Below are 18,676 nucleotides of genomic sequence, written 5' to 3' on the forward strand. Positions count from 1 at the left end.
CGACAAACCGAGGCCCCGCACAGCCGCTATTCGATTCCAGTTCGCGAAGCGCTCAGTTGAACAGGTAGCGCACGCCGAACTTCACGTCGTGAGAGGTCAGATCGTTGAAGACGAACCCGTCATTGGGGATGTCGTAGGCCGGATCGTCGTTGAGCATCGGCCCGGTCCTGCCGTCGCCCAGGTCGACATAGCTGTAGCCGAGATCGAGGGCCACGTTGTCGGTGACCTGGAAGCCGAGGCCGGCATGCAGCGCCCAGGCGAATTCCCAGCTCGGATCGGATTCGGCCCGCGCCGCGCCGCTGCTCAGCACATTGACGTCGCGCAGATTGGAAATCGTGTTGCGCGAAGCGCCGATGCCCGCACCGACATAGGGCTTGATGCCGCCGAAGTCGCCCAGATCGGCATAGGCGTTGGCCAGAACGAGCCACTCGGACTTCTTGGCGGTGAAGTCGTTGGTCGTCGTCTCGCCGTCGACCGTCTTCCAGTCGAGCGCGTAGAAATCCGCCTTGCCGCGATATTCCACCGTGACGTCGCCGCGCAGGAAGTCGTTGAACTGGTAGCCGATGCCGGCGCCTGCCAATGGCGAGGAGGCGAAGCTGCCGCTGTCGTGCCAGCCATAGGCCTCGATCGCCGGATCGAGATAGAGATCGGAGGTGATCTCGTCGAAATCCTGGTTGGTCATGCCGAGATAGCCGCGCAGATACCAGCCGCCATGGGAGACTGGTGCCGGCGCCGGGTCGACGATCACCGGGTCGATGATGTCGGCGGCAAGTGCCTGCGACGCGCCGCCGGCCAGGATCACGCCCGCAAGGGCGCAACGTGCATATTTGTGCATAATGATTACCCCACCATATTGCCCGGCGCTGCACACGCCGGGGCCCCAAACTCTGCGGGCAAGGTGAGGGATAGAGGTTAAGGCAGGCTTAACCCTGTTTGTTCACCAAGAATCCGACGGCGACGGCCTGGGCCGCACCTGCACATGTTGGCTTGAATTCTCGTGGAGACGAATATCTGCCCGCCCGCTCAGGCGGCGGTGCGGGCGTCTGCGATCACGCCGACGATGTCGTCGACCACCTGCTCGACCAGATTGCTGTCGTCGCCCTCGGCCATGACGCGGATGAGCGGTTCGGTGCCCGAGGGTCGGATGACCAGGCGGCCGGCATCGCCCAGCCGCTCGCGCGCGTCCTTGATCGCCGCCTTGACCTGGGCGGTCTCGAGCGGCTTGCCGCCGGCAAAACGGACATTCTTGAGCAGCTGCGGCACGGGCTCGAAACGCCGGCAGACCTCGCTTGCCGGCCGGTTGGACCGCTTGACGCAGGCAAGCACCTGAAGTGCGGAGACAAGACCGTCGCCGGTGGTCGAGAAATCGGACAGCACGAGATGGCCCGACTGCTCGCCGCCGACATTGAATCCGTGGGCACGCATGTGCTCGACGACGTAGCGGTCGCCGACCTTGGTGCGCGCCAGCGACAGGCCGAGCCCGTTCACGTGCCGCTCCAGGCCGAGATTGGACATGACCGTCGCAACAAGGCCGCCACCGGTCAGCTTGCCGTTGTGGTGCCAGGTCTCGGCGATCAGCGCCATGATCTGGTCTCCGTCGACGACGGTCCCGTTCTCGTCGACGATGACCATGCGATCGGCGTCGCCGTCGAGCGCGATGCCGATATCGGCACGCACCTCGTGCACCTTCTTGCACAGGTTCATGGGATGGGTCGAACCGCAATCGTCGTTGATATTGAGGCCGTTTGGCTCGTCATTGATGGCGATGACCTCGGCGCCGAGTTCCCAAAGGGCGGCCGGCGCCACCTTGTAGGCGGCACCATTGGCGCAGTCGATGACGATGCGCAGGCCGGCCAGCGACATGGAGCGCGGCAAGGTGCGCTTGGCGAATTCGATGTAGCGGTCGTGCACGCCGTCGATGCGCTTGGCCCGGCCGAGGCCCTCAGACGTCGCCAGTTCGGCGTCGAGATCCTTGTCGAGCATGGACTCGATGCGCGCCTCGATCTCGTCGGACAGCTTGTAGCCATCGGGGCCGAACAGCTTGATGCCGTTGTCGTAGAAGGGGTTGTGCGAGGCCGAGATCATGACGCCGATGTCGGCCCTGAGCGAGCGCGCCAGCATGGCGACGGCCGGCGTGGGTACCGGTCCGAGCAGGAAGACGTCCATGCCGGCGGCACAAAATCCGGAAACGAGAGCATTTTCGAGCATGTAGCCCGACAGGCGGGTATCCTTGCCCAGAACGACCCGGTGGCGATGACTGCCGCGCTGAAAGGACAGGCCGGCGGCCATGCCGACCTTCATGGCGACCTCGCCGGTCATTGGAAAGGAATTGGCCCGCCCCCGGATCCCGTCCGTACCGAAATAGCGTCTCGACATCACACTTGTGTCCCCAAACCAGTTGTACCCCTCGGCCAGTTCTTGCACAGGCACAGGGCGGTAAAGAATCACTTTATATGAGCCGGTGTAACCGATCATTGACGCCAAATTGCGATTGGGATCAAGGTGTACAAACGGTTAAGGCAGGCTCGCAATTCAGCGCCGCAGCAGCCCTTGGCCTGCCTTGTCGACGAAGTCACGGCCGCCCCGGTTGGAGCATGTACCTTTCGCTCAAACGATTCCAACGAGCAGCCACGATGCCGGTGGCATCATGGCTTCGCGCTATGATCTAGGTCGCTAGCCCTGCGGTTGCGGCTCCATGCCCGCATCGGGCTCTTCGCCACCCTTCTTGCTCTGCTTGCGCGCACCGGTCTTGGGCACGGCGGAGCCTCTGCTGGGCGGGGTGTCGTCGCCGATATCGCGCGAGGGCCGTTCGCCCCTGATCAGCGCCAGGATCTCGTCGCCCGACAGCGTTTCGTATTCGAGCAGGCCTTCGGCGATCGCCACCCAGTCCTTCTTCTTCTTGGTCAGGATGTCGCGCGCCGTGGTATAGGCCTCGTCGATCAGGCGGCGCACCTCGCTGTCGATCTTCTGCTGGGTCTCCTGCGACATGTTCTGATGACGCGCCACCGAATGGCCGAGGAACACCTCTTCCTGGTTCTCGCCATAGGCGACCTGGCCGAGCTCGTCCGAAAAGCCCCATTGCGTGACCATGGCGCGGGCAAGCTTGGTCGCCTGCTCGATGTCGGAAGCCGCACCCGAGGTGATGTTCTCCTTGCCGAACTTCTGTTCTTCGGCCACGCGCCCGCCCATCATGATGGCGAGCCTGGAGATCATCCACATGTAGCTCATCGAATAGCGGTCGCCCTCGGGAAGCTGCATGACCATGCCAAGGGCGCGGCCGCGCGGAATGATCGTCGCCTTGTGGACCGGATCGGCCTTGGGCACGTTGAGCGCCACAATGGCATGGCCGGCCTCGTGGAAGGCGGTCAGTTCCTTTTCTTCCTGCGTCATGGCGTGCGAGCGGCGTTCGGCACCCATCATGACCTTGTCCTTGGCGTCCTCGAATTCGGCCATGGTGACCAGGCGCTTGTTGCGCCGCGCCGCCATCAGCGCCGCCTCGTTGACCAGGTTGGCCAGATCGGCACCGGAAAAGCCCGGTGTGCCGCGCGCCACGATCTTGAGGTCGACATTGGGCGCCAGCGGCACGTTGCGCACATGCACCTTCAAAATCTTCTCGCGGCCGGCGATGTCCGGATTGGGCACGACGACCTGGCGGTCGAAGCGGCCGGGACGCAAAAGCGCCGGGTCGAGCACGTCGGGCCGGTTGGTGGCCGCGATCAGGATGATGCCCTCATTGGCCTCGAAGCCGTCCATCTCGACGAGCAGCTGGTTCAGCGTCTGCTCGCGCTCGTCATTGCCGCCGCCCAGCCCGGCGCCGCGATGACGCCCGACCGCGTCGATCTCGTCGATGAAGATGATGCAGGGCGCGTTCTTCTTGGCCTGCTCGAACATGTCGCGCACGCGCGATGCGCCGACGCCGACGAACATCTCGACGAAGTCGGAACCGGAGATCGTGAAGAACGGGACATTCGCTTCGCCGGCGACCGAGCGAGCGAGCAGCGTCTTGCCGGTTCCGGGCGGGCCGACCAGCAGAACGCCGCGCGGTATCTTGCCGCCAAGGCGCTGGAACTTCTGCGGGTCACGCAGGAACTCGACGATCTCCTCGAGATCCTCCTTGGCCTCGTCGACACCGGCCACGTCCTGGAAGGTCACGCGGCCATGCGCCTCGGTCAGAAGCTTGGCCTTGGACTTGCCGAAACCCATGGCACGGCCCGAGCCCGACTGCATCTGGCGCATGAAGAATATCCACACGCCGAGGATCAGGATCATCGGCAGCCAGGAGATCAGATAGCCGAACAGGCTGTTGGAGCCGTCCGATTCGGGGCGCGCATTGATCGTCACATCCTTTTCCTCCAGCCGCTGCACGAGCGAGGAGTCGCCCGGCGAATAGGTCTGGAAGGATGCGCCGCCGTCCCGGTAGGAACCGGTAATGCGCTCACCCGAAATGGTCACCGACTTCACCCGGCCGGACGACACGTCCTGGATGAATTCCGAATAGGCGACTTCGCGCATGTTGCCACGCTGCTGCGGCGTCTGGAACAGATTGAACAGGGCAATCAGCAATACTGCGATGATCGCCCAGAGCGCGAGGTTGCGGTAATTTGGATTCATCGGCGGGTCCCATGCGCGCTCCATACGGGGCGCGCCTTCTTGTGTGGAAGTATTGGCCTTAACATAGGGAGGCCTCCGGTCCTTGCCAAGCCGGACACAGCGGTTGGGTTAAGCACATTATGCGGCATTGTGACCGGGCCAAGGCGAGGGCGGTATTTCAGCACAGTCGAAGAGGCCGGCCACAGCGGCCGCCGGGGCCATGTCGAAGCCCGGCAGGAACCGCGCCCAGGGCGCCGGCAGGCGCTCAAACAGGGAAGCGGCGAGCGGCACGATCTCCTCGGTCCCGCAGGCATCGCGCCGGCGGATAACGGGCTGCGTAGCGAGCCCGGCGCGCACGAGAGCGGGAGGCGGTCCGACGTGGTCCCGCGCCCGCGCAGTGGCGAGAACGGGACCGGCAGCCTCGATGACGGCGCCTTGCGGCAATGTCGCGTCACCGGAAAGACGATAGCGGCCGTCCCACGTCGCGCCAGGTCTGGCCGGCATCGCGCCCGTCCAGCCGGCGCGGCGTTCGCGGTACAGGAAGGTGCCGGCCTTGCGATGATCGAGAACGGCGCCGCCGAGCGTGGAACGGAATGGCCCTTGCCGCAACCGGGCCCGCATCTTTGCGGCGCGCGCGGCGTCGGCCAGATGCTCGCGTCCGCTCACCGCAGCAAGCAGGATGCGAAGGGCAAGGTCGCCGGCCCCAGCGTCCGCCTCGGAAATGGCCGGGCCGAGTTCGACCAGCCCGGGCGAAACGAGCCGCGCACCTGTCTCGATGAGCCGCGCCGCCATCCGCCCCTCGGCGACACGCGCGCCGGCCGCCTTGCCGGCCAGCACCAGCGTCTCCTCACTCTGACGCGCCGCTCTCTCTCCGCTCAACGCCTTGCGCGCCCGCGCCCGCTCGCTCGCCATGTCCGTGTTGCTCGGATCGTCGATCCAGCCAACCCCTTCGGCTTCAAGCAAAGCGCGCAGATCGGCGCGCGCGGTTTCGAGCAGCGGCCGGACGATCCAGAAGCGCCCGTCGAAAAGCGTCACGGCAGCCATCCCGGCAAGGCCGCGCCCGTCGCCGCGCCGCCGCCGCATATAAACCGTTTCGGCCTGGTCGTCGCGCGTATGGCCGGTGAGGATCAACCCGGCACCGCTATCCGCCGCCGCTTCGCCCAGCAGGCGATAGCGGGCCTCGCGCGCCGTCGCCGAAAGTGCCGCCCCGGGCTTCTCGCCTTCCCAGCGCAGCGTTCTTTGGGCAATGCCGCGGCTGGCGCATAGCGCTGCAACCTGCCGCGCTTCGTCGGCCGCTTCCAGGCGCAACCCGTGGTCCACCGTCACCGCGAGAAGCGGGACCTGAAGCGCGGTGCGTTGCAGATGGTCTTGAAGCAGAAGGAGCAGGGCGGTCGAATCGCTGCCGCCGGAAACGGCGGCAATGACGGTGCGCCCGGGGCGAAAGTCCAGTCCGTCGAAGAGCGTGGCGAATTGCGCCGCATGCGATCCGTTCAGCAACCGGCGAGCGCCTGTTCCTGCTTGACGCGATCCTTCAGGGCGGCGCTCGCGTCCGTGTAGCGCTTACTGATCTCGGCATAGGTGGCGCAGGCGACATCGCGCTGATTGAGCGCCGCCAGGGATATGCCCAGTTTCAACAGCATGTCGGGCGCCTTGCCCGAATCCGCGTAATCCTGGCTTGCCGCGAGAAAGACTTCCGCCGCATCGCGATATTGCTCCCTGCCGAGCAGCGCCTCACCCAGCCAGTAATGGGCGTCCGCCGCCTTGGGATCGTCGGGAAAGCGCTTGATATGCTCGCGGAACCCCGCCTCGGCGGTGCGATAGTCGCCCGACAGGATGAAATCATAGGAATTGCGGTAGAGTTCGTCCGGGCTGTCGGTGCGCGGCAGCGCCGCGACCACGGTGTCGTCGGTGGCCTGGCCGTTCGTCGTGCGGGCCGTGCCCGAGTTTGCGACACCCGGCAACGCGCCATCGGTCTCGATGGTGCCGCTGGTCGGATTGCCGTCGGCATCGAAGGTGACCGAGCCGAGGGTCCGGGGCGGATCGCCGCTCCCGGCACTGCCCGTTACCGCCGTCTCGTTTGCCGGCTGCTCGCTCGCCACGTCGCGCTGGCGCGATGCCGACCCGGCATCGGTGCGTTGGTCCTCCAACTGCTGCAGGCGGAACTCGTTGTCCTCCTGCATCTTTCGCACCTCGTCCTGCATCTGCAGGATCAGGAAGTTGAGCTCTTCCAGCCTGCCGTTGAGTTGGCGCACCTGCTCCTCCAGAGCGGTGATGCGCGGATCGCTGGCCTGTACCCGCACGATGGGCATTGCAGGGCCGCTCCGCGCGGTCCAGTCCGCAAGATGCCCGCCGGCAGAAAAGGTCGGACCCGCCGAGGCCTGCGTCGCCGCAAGCATGGGCATACCGACGAAAGCCAAAATCAATGACCTGAGATTCATGTCTGTCTCGCCGTGGAAATCAAATTCGGCCCCGTGGGGCCGGCTGGACCATATCAGGCAGGCCAAGTTCGGCCAAATTTTGATTTGCCGCTCCTGCTTGCCTCATGGGCTGGTCATAAACGACGAAAGGGCGGTCGTCCGACCGCCCTTTCCGGTTCGTTTCCAGTGTCGCCGATCAGCTGCCTGCGCCACCCTGGAGCACCGTCACGGCGCGCCGGTTCTGTGACCAGCAGGAGATGTTGTCACACACTGCGACGGGTCGTTCCTTGCCGTAGGAGATGGTCTTCAGCCGGCTGGCGGCAATGCCCTGGGAAACAAGGAAATCGCGCGCTGCGGCGGCGCGCCTGGCACCGAGCGCCAGGTTGTATTCGCGCGTACCGCGTTCGTCGGCATGGCCTTCGATCGTGACCGGAGAATAGTTCGGATACTGCTTCAGCCACTGCGCCTGCTTCGCCAGTGTCTGCTGTGCATCGGCCCTGACGACCGAGGAATCGGTGTCGAAGAAGATGCGGTCGCCGACATTGACGGTGAATTCCTGGGTCGAGCCGGGCGTCGCCGAGCCCAGACCCAGATCTGCCGCATTGTTGGGAACGTTGTTCTTCGAGGCACAGCCCGCAACGGTGAGCGCGGCGAACAGGGCGATGACGGCGGGAATCTTGATCAGTGCTGCGCTACGGCGCATGGCCGCCTCTCCTTCGCAAATTGGCGTTTCGTTCGAGATTCAGTAACCACATTGCGGTTAACCGAGCACCAACAAACGCGGTTAACGAATTCTTTTGGCGTCCACCCTTAGAGCATGTCCCGCTCAAACGGAATCGTTTGAGCGAAAGGTGCATGCTCCAACATATTGAGCTGGCGCGCATATCTTTGCTTCAAACGTTTCCGTTTGAAGCAAACGCGCGCTAACCGCGTCTGCTGTCGTCTGCCGTGCACCGTAGGCCCAATTGGGGCGGAAACGCGGCATCACTGCCCCAATTTACTCGAGCAGCGGCGACCAGGCAGGATCCGAGGCGAAATTGGGTGCGGGAACCGGCTGCTGGTTGCGCCCCGTCAGGTCGATGGAGTAAAGGCGCGGCCCGCCCGAGCCGGCTGCCTCGCGGAAGAACATCAAGACGCGCCCGTTGGGCGCCCAGGTCGGACCCTCCTCCAGAAAGCCCGATGACAAAATGCGCTCGCCCGAGCCGTCGGTGCGCATGACGCCGATGGCGAACTGACCGCCCGTCTGCTTGGTGAAGGCGACGAGATCGCCGCGCGGCGACCAGACCGGGGTCGAATAGCTGCCGTCGCCGAACGAGATGCGGCGCTGGTTCGAGCCGTCCGCGTTCATCACGTAGATCTGCGCGCGACCGCCGCGGTCGGAGGTGAACACGATCTGGTTGCCGTCGGGCGAATAGGACGGAGACGTGTCGATGGCGTTGGAATCGGTCAGCCGCGTCGTCGAACGGCTTCTCAGATCGAGCGTGTAGATATTGGAATTGCCGTCGTCGCGCAGCAGGCTCATGATCACCTTCTGGCCGTCGGGCGAGAAGCGTGGCGCAAATGTCATGCCCGGAAAGTTGCCGACCAGTTCGCGTTGCCCGGTCTCGATCTGCAGGAGATAGACCTTCGGCTGGCCGCTCTCATAGGACATGTAGGTGATTTCCTGGCGCGTCGGCGAAAAGCGCGGCGTCAGCGCGATCGACCGTCCATCGGACAGGTAGCGCACATTGGCTCCGTCCTGGTCCATGATCGCCAGGCGCTTCTTGCGCTGGTTCTTCGGCCCCGATTCGTCGATGAACACGATTCGCGTGTCGAAATAGCCCTTCTCGCCGGTCAACCGCTCATAGATCGCGTCGGCGATGATGTGCGCCACGCGCCGCTTGTTGGTCTGCGAGGCGAAGAATTGCTCGCCGAGCATCTGCTGGCCGGCAAATGTGTCCCACAGGCGAAACTCGACGCGCAGCCGGCCGTCGGCTTCCTGCGTCACGCGACCGGTGGCCAGCGCCTGGGCGTTGATAACCTTCCAGTCCTCGAAGCGCGGCGCGACGTCCGGATTGGAGATCTTCTCGATGAAGGCGCCCTTGTCGATGGGCGCGAACAGGCCCGAGCGGCGCAGGTCGGCGGCGACGATCTCGGATATCTCGGCGCCGGTCGCGTCGGCGGCGAGGAAGTCTGTGATGGCGATCGGCAGCGGCTCGATATTGCCTTTGTTGACGTCGATCTCGACCAGCGCCTGCGCGGGCCCGGTCAGCACGGCCGCAAAGCCGGCGACGAAGGCGGCGGCAAGAGCCAGGGGTCTGAGGGTGATCTTCATGTCAAAACCTTCTGTCTTGTCGGTCCGGGCTCAGAACATGTCGCTCGGGTCGAAATTGACCACGACCTCGGCCCAGGTCTGATATTTGTCGGAGGGCAGATTGAACGGCTCGCATTTCTGAACGGCACGCACCGCCGATTCGGCGGCGATCCGCCGGGGACCCGAACTGGCACCGCCCTTGATGACCTCCGGCCGCCCTTCCAGGTTGCCCGAGCGATCAAGGCGGAAACGCACCGAGACCTTGAGCGCGTCGGCATCGTCGACACCGGCAGGCACGTTCCAGCAGCTTCCCAGGCGCTGGCGCAGCGCGTCCATCTCGCTTTGCGAAAGCTTCTCGCCGCCTGTCGGGTTGCGGCCGCCGAGCGAGGCTTCCTGCGTCGAGCGCTTGGCGCCGCCGCCGGACGGCGTCTGCTTGTTGAGGAGGGCGGCCACCTCGTCGGCGTCGAATTCCTTCTCGTCGGATTCGGGCTTCTGGGCCTGCTTGGTGGCCGGCTTTTCGGACGTCTTGCGGTCCGGCGCCTTGGCGGTCTGCGCCTTGGGCGGCTCGGGCCGAGCCTGCGGCGCGGGCGCCGTCTGCGGCAGATGGGCGTTCTCGGCTTCGGCTTCTTCCGGCTCGGCCGCCTCCGGCGTGGGGTCGGGCGTGACCTCCTGGCGCGGCTGCGGCTGCGGCTCCACTTCCGTGGCCGGCACGGGTTCGGGCTCGTTCGCCTGCGGCTGTTCCACCTCGGGCTCCGGCGTCGGGTCGGGTGCGGGCTCCGGCGACGGCTCCGGCAGCGCCGCCGTCTCGACCGGCTTCGGCTTGGTGTCGGGAACCGGCGCAGCCTCGGTGTCGACGTCGTTCTCGCCGACCTTGCGCGCATCGGGCACGATGTCGGGCCGCTCGGTGGGCAATGGCGCCGGCGTTTCCGTCATCGGAGCCTTCTTGTCGCCGTCCTGGATCTGGGTGATCTCCTCGATGGGCACGATGTCGACCGGCAGCGATTCGACATCGGCCGCCTCGAAGGCGCGCGGCGCCTGCAGGCTCACCAGGCCGAAGCCCAGGACCACCACATGCAAAGCGGTCGATGTGACGAGGCCGATCTTCATCGCCGATCAGCTGTCCTCTTCCTGCAGCGTGACGAGGCCGAGATTGTGGAACCCGGCCGCGGAAATGCGCGCCATGACGCGCATCACCGTGCCGTAATCGGCTGATCTGTCGCCGCGCACATAGATGCGTTCCTCATATCCGGCGCGCGCGATCGCCTTCAGCTTGGCGACCACCTCGTCGATCGGAATCTCGGTTTCCTGAAGGAAGATCTGGCCCTGCGGGTTGACCGACACGGTGATCGGCTGCGTATCCGAATTGAGCGCCTTGGCCTGCGTCTCGGGAAGATCGATCGGCACGCCGACCGTCAAGAGCGGCGCCGCCACCATGAAAATGATCAGGAGCACCAGCATGACGTCGACGAACGGCGTCACGTTGATTTCCGCCATCAGGCCGTGGTGGCGTCCCCGCCGCCTGTGTCCGCGGCCGCCGCGGCCGCCCGTCTGTCCGATGGACATGCCCATGAGTGTTTCAGCCCTTTGTCGCGACTTTTTCGTCGATCTGACGTGAAAGGATGGCCGAGAACTCGTCGGCAAATCCCTCCATGCGAACGGCCAGCTTGCCAGCGTCGGATGAAAGCTTGTTGTAGGCGACGACGGCCGGAATGGCCGCCAGCAGGCCGATCGCGGTGGCCAGCAGCGCCTCGGCAATGCCCGGCGCGACGACGGCGAGATTGGTCGATTTCGACCCGGCGATCGCTTGGAAGGAGGTCATGATGCCCACCACCGTGCCGAAAAGCCCGATGAAGGGCGCCGAGGCGCCGACGGTGGCGAGGAAGCCGAGCCGTCCCTCCAGCCCCTCCATCTCCCGGGTCAGGGCGAGATCCATCGCCTTGTCGATGCGCGTCTGCAGCGCGAGCGGCGATTTGGCGCCCTTTTCGAAACTCTTCTTCCATTCGCGCATGGCGGCGACGAAGATCGACCCCATGCCGGAGGTCTTGCGCTCCGACAGCGAACGGTAGAGCTCCTCCAGCGACTGTCCGGACCAGAAGACCTGCTCGAAGCGATTGAGAGCGGCACGCATGCGGCCGAACGCGACGGCCTTGTCGATGATGATTGCCCAGGTCCAGATCGAGGCGCACAGCAGCCCGATCATGACCAGCTTGACGACCCAGCCGGCCTGCCAGAACAGCGTCCAGATCGACAGGCTTGCGGTCGGCTCTACAAGAGCGAGTGATTCCATTGACATCCTGTCCTTAAAGATTGCGAGGCGGCGGCCAGCGAAGCCCGACGCATCATCCCTGTCGAACCGGACCCGCAGAAGGCTCGATACCACCCCGATACGCCTTTTGCGGCGTTTTCCGGTTTAATCTTGGTAAAACGAAGGCGCCGCGATTTTTCCGGAAATTAACCATCTTACTCATGCAGCATCATGGTTAAGGATGAGTTAGGAAACATGCCTGCCGCATGCCGGGTCCGCAGGAGAGCGCAACGCCGGAAATCGGCTGCGAATCACTGCGCGCGATCAGCGCCCTGCTCGCCCGCATCCTCGATTTCGGTGCGCATGAAACGCCAGCGAACCTCGCTCGTCTGCGCCAACGGGACGTCGAGCACGATCTGCAGATTGCGCCGCGGGCCGGAGATTCCGGCAAAGAAGATGGACTCCTCGACCGCCGGCGCGATCTCCTCGCACGAAAAGGTCCAGGCCGGCGCGCCCTGCGCATACAGCACCAGCCGGTCGTCCGGATCGCGCATGAGCTCGGTGTCTGGATGGATATGAAAGCGGATCGCCGCCCTGTCGCGCGCGCCGGTGCGCGGCGGCTGGCCGTTGGGGCGGCGGAAACGGTCGGAGCCGCTCAACTGCCCGCCATCGCCCGACAGCGACAGCTCGCGTTCGTGCACCAGCCCGAAGGGCGCGACATAGCCGTCATGGGCGGCGGCGAAGCCCTGCGTCTCGTCACGGTCGGTGCGGCGCACGCGCACCCGTTTCGGCCCCGCGACAAGCGCCGTGCCGATGAGCCGCTGGATGCGGCCCGACGAGGTGAACCGGCAGGACGAGGTGTCATTCAGCGTTGCCGTCGAATGGGCGGCCGTCGCGCGCGCCAGGACGCGGTATTCGGCCGGCCCGTAGGCGTCCACGCCCGCATTGACGATGAAGGGCCGCCGGTCGGCCGACATCTCGAAGGAAAGGCAACCGGCGTGAGCGCCGGCCGAAACCTCGATCGCGCGCGGCATCCCGGTATCGGCGATCACGGTGGTCGTGCCGACCGAAAGGCGCTCATAGCCTGAATGCGGCGCGTGAAGCAGCGGCTGCCCGGCCGTGTCGTCGAGACGAAGGATTGCAGCAATGCGGTCGGGTATCGTCGCGCCCATGCCGTTGAAACGCGCCAGGCTGCCATCCTGGTGGCGGAAGAAGCGCAGCGCCGGCAGCATGCGGTCGGTGGCTCCGAGCAGCGCCGGCGGGGGCGTCTGGCCCTGATTGGCATAGGTCTGGCGAAGCGGCAGGAGATCGGCCAGCAGTTCCAGGACCGCCATCGGGTTGCGCGAGATATGGCCGCCGTCAGGCAGGATCTGCCGATCGAGCTCATCAGCGAGATTGCGCGTGGCGCTGCGCAAGGTGGCAGTCGAGACCGGCAGGGAAAGGGCGGCGAAGGCAAGCGCGATGCGGGCGCGCAGTCTTTCCTCGCCGTCCGGCATATCCGGCGCCATGGAGCGCAGATAGCGTATCTGCACGGCCAGCGACCTCAAAAAGGCGCGATAGAAAGAAAACTCCGCCCCCTGCAGGACCACGGTCGAATGCTGCATCCAGGCCATCACCCGGCGCGCCGTGACCGCCGGTTCCCAGGCGAGCCCTTCAATGTGTGAGCCGTGGACGGCGATCCAGTCGCCGACCAGCGCGCGGGCATTGCCGGCCGCCAGCTCGGTGCCGGCCTCGCGCAGATGGCGCAGCCAGCGAAAGCTGTTGAGCGAGCGCTTCCATGCCGCGCTCGCTTCCTGGATCTCGAAAGGCGAGCGGCCGCCGGTGTCGACCATCCGGCCGGCCAGCGGGAAACGCCCGAAATAGATTTCGCTGGCGATCTGCGGGTCGGCGAGGCGCAGGTCGGGCGGCGCGATCAGAACCCGCTCGGGTGTACGCCCGGCGAAGCGCCAACGATAGACGGGCCCGGTGCGTATGCGCCGCCGCGCACGCCGCCATATCTCCCTGGCGACAAGTCCCCACAAGCGCGGAGAATGTCCCGCTGCATTCGACAATTGCCGCATCCCTCGAACGAATTCCGCGAATAGCCTATATGATTCAACGGTCTCTGTGACACTTAAAAATGCACTGACCTCAGGCGCGGCGGCGAAACCGTGCCGCAAAGAAGCCGTCTAGGCCGGAAAGCGTCTTGTCGGCATGCGGCAGATCGGCCGGCGTCGTGCGCAGCCGACCTTCGGGATCGATGAAATCATCGCAGCCTGCGATCTCGCCGGGCTGCAGCGGATCGCTCTCCACGGCACCTGTCTCGCGAAGAAAGGCCGCCGCAAGTTCCTCGCCTTCGAGCGGGTCGAGCGAGCAGTTGGAAAAGACGATCCGTCCGCCGGGCCGCACAAAAGTCACGGCGCGTTCGAGCAGGCGGCGCTGCAAGTGCGCCAGCTTTTCGATGTCGGCGGGGCTCTTGGTCCAGGGAACGTCCGGATGGCGGCGCACCGTGCCGGTCGACGAACAGGGCGCATCGATCAGCACCGCGTCGAAGGGCCGTTCCGGCTGCCATTTGAGAAGATCGGCCTGGACGATCTCGGCATCGAGCTTCAGCCGCTGCAGATTGGCTTGCAGCCGCTTGAGCCGGTTTGCCGATACGTCGACGGCCGTGACCTTTGCCCCGGCCATGGCGAGTTGCGCCGTCTTGCCGCCGGGCGCCGCGCACAGATCGGCGACCCGCAAGCCGGCAACATCGCCGAGCATGCGCGCCGGCAGGCCCGCCGCGGCATCCTGGACCCACCACGCGCCATCGGCGAAGCCGTCGAGATCGGCAACCGCCCCGTCCAGCTTTGCCACCCTCACCGTGCCCGTCGGCAGCACGATGCCGCCGAAACGCTCCGCCCAGCCGGCCAGGTCGGCCTTGACCGTGAAATCGGTCGGTGCCTCGCTGCGCTGAAGATCGAGAATGACAGCCGCCTTTTCGGGACCATAGGCTGCAGCAAGCCGCTGGGCTAACCAGTCGGGCGCATCGGCGGTTTCGGCAAGCACCTTGGGCAACGCGCGTTCCTTGCGTCGCGCCAGTTCGCGCAGGACCGCATTGACAAGGCCTGCAAAGCGGGTCGTGCGCGGGTCGGACCGTGCGTGGCTGACCGCCAGATTGACCGCCGCGCTGTCGGGCACGTCGAGAAACAGGATCTGCGCAGCCCCGACATGCAGAATATGGGAGAGCTGCGTCGCTTTGGCAGGCAAGGGCCGCTCCAGCCTGCTCTCGATCAGTTTCGAGATCGTGACGCGGAAGCGCAGCGTCGTCGCCAGGATGGCCCTGACGAGCGACCGGTCGCGTGGTTCCAGCGCCAGATATTGCGGGTGGCCATGCTCGGCGTCGGTCAACCCGTCGAGCGGCGTCTTCGCATCGATGACGGCCGCCAAAAGGCGTGCGGCAGCCGCGCGCGCGGCAAGGCCCGGAATGTCGGGCGGGCCCGCGGCCGCGCGATCGGAGCCGTGGCGCACCTGCCGCGAACGCCGAACCGCAGGGTTCGTCACGACCACGGACCTTTCGGCCCGGTCGGGTTGCGGCTCCAGGGATCGGAACGAGCCTCTTTCGGTTTCGGATCGTTGCGCGGCCCGGCCTGTCCGCCACCCCAGGGACCAGCCTCGGGCGCGGCGGTACGATCCGGCTCGCGCGGCACGCCCCGCCCGCCATCCGGACTGTTGCCACCGGTGCCGGTTTGGCCGGCCATCTGCTGGAGCGCGGCGATGCGGTTTTCGGTGTTCGGATGGGTCGAAAACAGGCTGTCGGCCCGCTCGCCGGTCAGCGGATTGATGATGAACATGTGCGCAGAGGCCGGATTGCGCTCGGCATCGGCATTGCGGATCTGATGGGCGGCGCCGGCGATCTTGCCGAGCGCGGAGGCGAGCCACAGCGGATGACCGCAAATCTCCGCGCCGCGCCGATCGGCGGAATATTCGCGCGTGCGGCTGACCGCCATCTGCACCAGCATCGCGGCGAAGGGCGCGACGATGATCGCGATCAGCACCCCGACGAAGCCGAAGGGATTGTTGTTGTTGCGGCCGCCGCCCAAAAAGAAGGCGAAATTGCCCAGCATGGAGATGGCGCCGGCAAGCGTGGCAGTGATCGTCATGGTCAGCGTGTCGCGGTTTTGCACATGGGCCAGCTCATGCGCCATGACGGCGGCGACTTCCTCATAGGTGAGCCGCTCCAGAAGCCCGGTCGTCGCGGCGACGGCGGCGTTTTGCGGATTGCGCCCGGTGGCAAACGCGTTGGGCTGCGGGTTCTCGATCAGATAGACCTTGGGCATGGGAAGCCCGGCATTGTGCGACAGGCCGCGCACGATCTTAAACAATTGCGGCGCGCTGGCCTCGTCGACCTCGACGGCGTGGTGCATGCGCAGCACCATCTTGTCGGCGTTCCAGTAGGAAAACAGGTTCATCGCCGCCGCGATGAGAAATGCGATCATCATGCCGCCGGCGCCGCCCACGACATAACCCACCGCCATAAACAGTGCCGTCATGACGGCGATCAGCATTGCCGTGCGGATCATGTTCATCAGGATTCTCCAATCGCGCCGAAGGCTTCGCTTTTGCGCCTGCAATCCCTTATATGATGGGGAAGCCGCATGACCACTTCAATATTGCACAAGGCGCCGCAGGATGGACGAAACGAACAGGGACAAGGCCGCCAGCCCGGACAGCAGTGCCCCGGCCAGGCCGTTGCCGCCCGCCGCCCGCCGCGCGCTGGCCGAGGCGGAGGCCCGCCGGGCCGACTATCGCCGCAAGGAGACCGCCATGCCGAAGGAGCTGGGCGGACGCGGCGGGCTTGAGCCCGGCCGCTACGGCGACTGGGAGGTCAAGGGCATAGCGAGCGATTTCTGACCGATCCCGTCAGGCATGGCGCATGCCGGGACGAAACGGCTTGCATTCAATGCATTCTAGGAATAAATACCTAGAATGTCGCTAAACGCCACTCTTCACCGTCTTCTTTGTTGCGTCGCGCTGTGCGCCGCATTCTCCGGCGCAGCCGCTCCAGCCCTTGCGGCGGCGGCAAAGGGCGATTTTCCCGGCCCGGTCGAGGCGCACGTGCTGCGCATCATCGACGGCGACACGCTGGTTGCCGAAGCGACGATCTGGCCCGGCCACGTGGTCACCGCGACGATCCGCCTGCGCGGCATCGACGCGCCGGAAACACGGGCCGCATGTGAAGAGGAAAGACGGACCGCCGCACGTGCCCGCGAAGCCCTGTCCGCCCTTGTCGGCACGGGGCCGGTTAGAATCTCCAACATATCGGCCGGCAAATATTACGGGCGTGTGCTCGCCGATGTTGAAACGGCCGACGGGCGGGGCCTGACCGGCGAAATGCTGGCGCGCCGCCTTGTCCGGCCCTATGCCGGCGGACGCCGGCAGCCCTGGTGCGAATAGCTCCGCCTGTGCGGCTTCGGGACAATCATGTGCCGAAAGGATACATCGCGTGCCGTTATGGCACACATCGGGAGGCCCGACGGATGCAGGATAGGTCACGCGCCCGTTTTCCTGTCGATTTGAAGCTTCCCGCTTAATGGCGCATTTACCAGCAGATCACCGAAAATTAAATGAAGTCAAATATTTACCGCTGATTCACTGACGCCGCCCCAAAGAAGGGCAAGCACGGCAGGCATCCTGCATCGCCCGGCCGTGACGCAACGCATGGAGAGGCGGCATGTGGACAGGGCTTTCGCAATGCAAGCAACGGCTGCGGCAATTCGCACGCCGTGAAGACGGCGCCTTCGCGCCCGCGGCCGGCGCGGCGGTCGTGCTGATGGCGCTGGCGGCCGGCTTCGCCATCAACACCGCGCAGATCACCAATACGCGTTCGAACCTGCTGGCCGCGCTCGATTCGGCCGTCACTTCGACGGCGCGCGACCTCACGACGCGCGCGATCGAGCAGGAGGAAGCAGAAGAGATGGTCCGCGCCTTCCTCATGGCGAACGGCGTGCTGGGCTTTTCCGAGCAGGACCGCCTGACACTCGACTATGTCAGGATCGACCCGATCAGGCGCACCGTCGCCGCCGGCGCCAGCGTCGACATCGACTACGCCTTTCCGCTGTTTTCCATGTCCAAGTCGCAAAAGGTCAGCGTCTCGACCGAGGCGATCTATTCCGACAAGGCGGTCGAGGTGGCGATGGTGCTCGACGTGACGGGATCGATGGAAGGGCAAAGGATGCGGGACCTGAAAGTGGCCGCGAAGAACGCCGTCAGATCGTTCCTCAAAGGGCAGAACGCCGACGACCCGCGGGTGCGTGTGTCGATCGTTCCTTATGCTGCGGCGGTCAACGTCGGTTCGCTCTACGATACTGTATTCCGGGAGAAATACGGCAAGTATCAACCAGACCTGCCGCCACAGAAGGACGAACCGCTGGAACCGGCAATGGGACCGCACGACGACGATTGCACCACCGAGCGCAAGAACAAGGATCGCGAGGTCGATATTTCCGACGCGGCACCTACGACCATTCGCCAGAACAACGACGATGAAGACTATTTCGCCTGGGTCAATCGCGACGACAGGCTGGATCGCGGCGATTGCCCATCTGCCGTGGTCGTGCCGCTGACAGCCGACGTAGAAAAGCTCGTCGGCGAGATCAACGATTTCGAAGCCAAGGGCACGACCGCCGGACAGATAGGCATCCAGTGGGGCTGGTACATGCTGTCGGAGAAGTGGGCGAGTGAACTACCCACTGGCTCGAAACCGGCCGCCCACGACCCCGAGAAGGTCGGCAAGTTCCTGGTGCTTATGACGGATGGCGAATTCAACACGGCCTATGCGGGCGTGGACTACACGACGACTGACCGCTGGGGACGGACCAGAACGGTCAATGTCAATGGGCAGGAAACCAAGTCCGGCGACTATGCCGAGCGCTTCTGCGCGGCCATGAAAGACGATGGCATAGAGATATTCTCGATCGGCTTTCAGCTCGACAAATGGAGCGCCAAGCAGGTCATGCGAAACTGCGCCTCGCCCGATGAAGGCTCGATCCAGCATTATTTCGAGGCCTCCACCGGCGACGACCTCGACGACGCTTTCCAGACCATCGTCGGCAATATCGAGCGCCTGTCGCTGATCAAGTAGCGCCGCGCGAGCCCAAGCAAAAGGGCCGC

16 protein-coding genes are annotated in these 18,676 nt (G+C 65.2%); 3 read left to right on the plus strand and 13 right to left on the minus strand.

All coding sequences use genetic code 11. The annotated features are described in order from the left end of the window. Positions 1–52: 52 nt before the first annotated feature. From GM909_RS11400 to htpX, 13 genes are all read right to left on the minus strand, one after another. A complete protein-coding gene (locus GM909_RS11400) occupies positions 53–835 on the minus strand; it encodes an outer membrane protein (protein WP_157016509.1) in 783 nt (260 codons plus the stop codon). Positions 836–1,023: 188 nt separating this feature from the next. Continuing rightward, entirely contained in the window at positions 1,024–2,376 is a 1,353-nt protein-coding gene (glmM, locus tag GM909_RS11405) for a phosphoglucosamine mutase (RefSeq protein WP_157016510.1), read from the minus strand. 297 nt (positions 2,377–2,673) lie between these two features. Continuing rightward, positions 2,674–4,611: an ATP-dependent zinc metalloprotease FtsH gene (gene ftsH / locus GM909_RS11410; RefSeq protein WP_157016511.1), complete on the minus strand. Its 1,938-nt coding sequence runs from the start codon at positions 4,609–4,611 to the stop codon at positions 2,674–2,676. A gap of 117 nt (positions 4,612–4,728) precedes the next feature. Further along, entirely contained in the window at positions 4,729–6,087 is a 1,359-nt protein-coding gene (tilS, locus tag GM909_RS11415; RefSeq protein WP_235911838.1) for a tRNA lysidine(34) synthetase TilS, read from the minus strand. After that, a complete protein-coding gene (ybgF, locus tag GM909_RS11420; RefSeq protein WP_157016512.1) occupies positions 6,081–7,028 on the minus strand; it encodes a tol-pal system protein YbgF in 948 nt (315 codons plus the stop codon). Before ybgF ends, tilS begins: the two co-directional genes overlap by 7 nt. Before the next feature lie 175 nt (positions 7,029–7,203). Further along, on the minus strand, positions 7,204–7,710 hold the full coding sequence (gene pal / locus GM909_RS11425; protein WP_157016513.1) for a peptidoglycan-associated lipoprotein Pal: 507 nt from the start codon (positions 7,708–7,710) through the stop codon (positions 7,204–7,206). A gap of 294 nt (positions 7,711–8,004) precedes the next feature. After that, complete coding sequence (gene tolB, locus GM909_RS11430) at positions 8,005–9,321, minus strand: Tol-Pal system beta propeller repeat protein TolB (protein WP_157016514.1); 1,317 nt, start codon at positions 9,319–9,321, stop codon at positions 8,005–8,007. A 30-nt stretch (positions 9,322–9,351) separates the two neighbouring features. Then, on the minus strand, positions 9,352–10,407 hold the full coding sequence (locus tag GM909_RS11435; protein ID WP_157016515.1) for a hypothetical protein: 1,056 nt from the start codon (positions 10,405–10,407) through the stop codon (positions 9,352–9,354). A gap of 6 nt (positions 10,408–10,413) precedes the next feature. Beyond that, a complete protein-coding gene (gene tolR, locus GM909_RS11440) occupies positions 10,414–10,869 on the minus strand; it encodes a protein TolR (RefSeq protein ID WP_157016516.1) in 456 nt (151 codons plus the stop codon). Between the two features lie 7 nt (positions 10,870–10,876). Next, positions 10,877–11,587 carry a protein TolQ gene (gene tolQ, locus GM909_RS11445; protein ID WP_157016517.1) on the minus strand — a complete coding sequence of 237 codons (711 nt, stop codon included), beginning with the start codon at positions 11,585–11,587 and terminating at the stop codon, positions 10,877–10,879. Positions 11,588–11,856: 269 nt separating this feature from the next. Beyond that, positions 11,857–13,605, minus strand: a complete 1,749-nt coding sequence (locus tag GM909_RS11450; RefSeq protein ID WP_198174215.1) for a heparinase II/III family protein — start codon at positions 13,603–13,605, stop codon at positions 11,857–11,859. Between the two features lie 70 nt (positions 13,606–13,675). Continuing rightward, entirely contained in the window at positions 13,676–15,034 is a 1,359-nt protein-coding gene (locus tag GM909_RS11455) for an RsmB/NOP family class I SAM-dependent RNA methyltransferase (protein ID WP_235911851.1), read from the minus strand. A gap of 29 nt (positions 15,035–15,063) precedes the next feature. Continuing rightward, positions 15,064–16,092, minus strand: coding sequence for a zinc metalloprotease HtpX (gene htpX, locus GM909_RS11460; RefSeq protein ID WP_157016519.1), 1,029 nt, complete (start codon positions 16,090–16,092; stop codon positions 15,064–15,066). A 103-nt stretch (positions 16,093–16,195) separates the two neighbouring features. On the opposite strand from htpX, the gene GM909_RS11465 reads away from it, so the two are divergent. From GM909_RS11465 to GM909_RS11475, 3 genes are all read left to right on the plus strand, one after another. Continuing rightward, positions 16,196–16,417: a DUF1674 domain-containing protein gene (locus GM909_RS11465; protein ID WP_157016520.1), complete on the plus strand. Its 222-nt coding sequence runs from the start codon at positions 16,196–16,198 to the stop codon at positions 16,415–16,417. 75 nt (positions 16,418–16,492) lie between these two features. Continuing rightward, positions 16,493–16,960, plus strand: a complete 468-nt coding sequence (locus GM909_RS11470; protein ID WP_157016521.1) for a thermonuclease family protein — start codon at positions 16,493–16,495, stop codon at positions 16,958–16,960. 277 nt (positions 16,961–17,237) lie between these two features. Then, on the plus strand, positions 17,238–18,647 hold the full coding sequence (locus GM909_RS11475; protein ID WP_157016522.1) for a vWA domain-containing protein: 1,410 nt from the start codon (positions 17,238–17,240) through the stop codon (positions 18,645–18,647). Positions 18,648–18,676: the final 29 nt, after the last annotated feature.

Source organism: Mesorhizobium xinjiangense, from assembly GCF_009749525.1.
GTDB classification, from domain to species: Bacteria; Pseudomonadota; Alphaproteobacteria; order Rhizobiales; family Rhizobiaceae; genus Mangrovimarina; species Mangrovimarina xinjiangensis.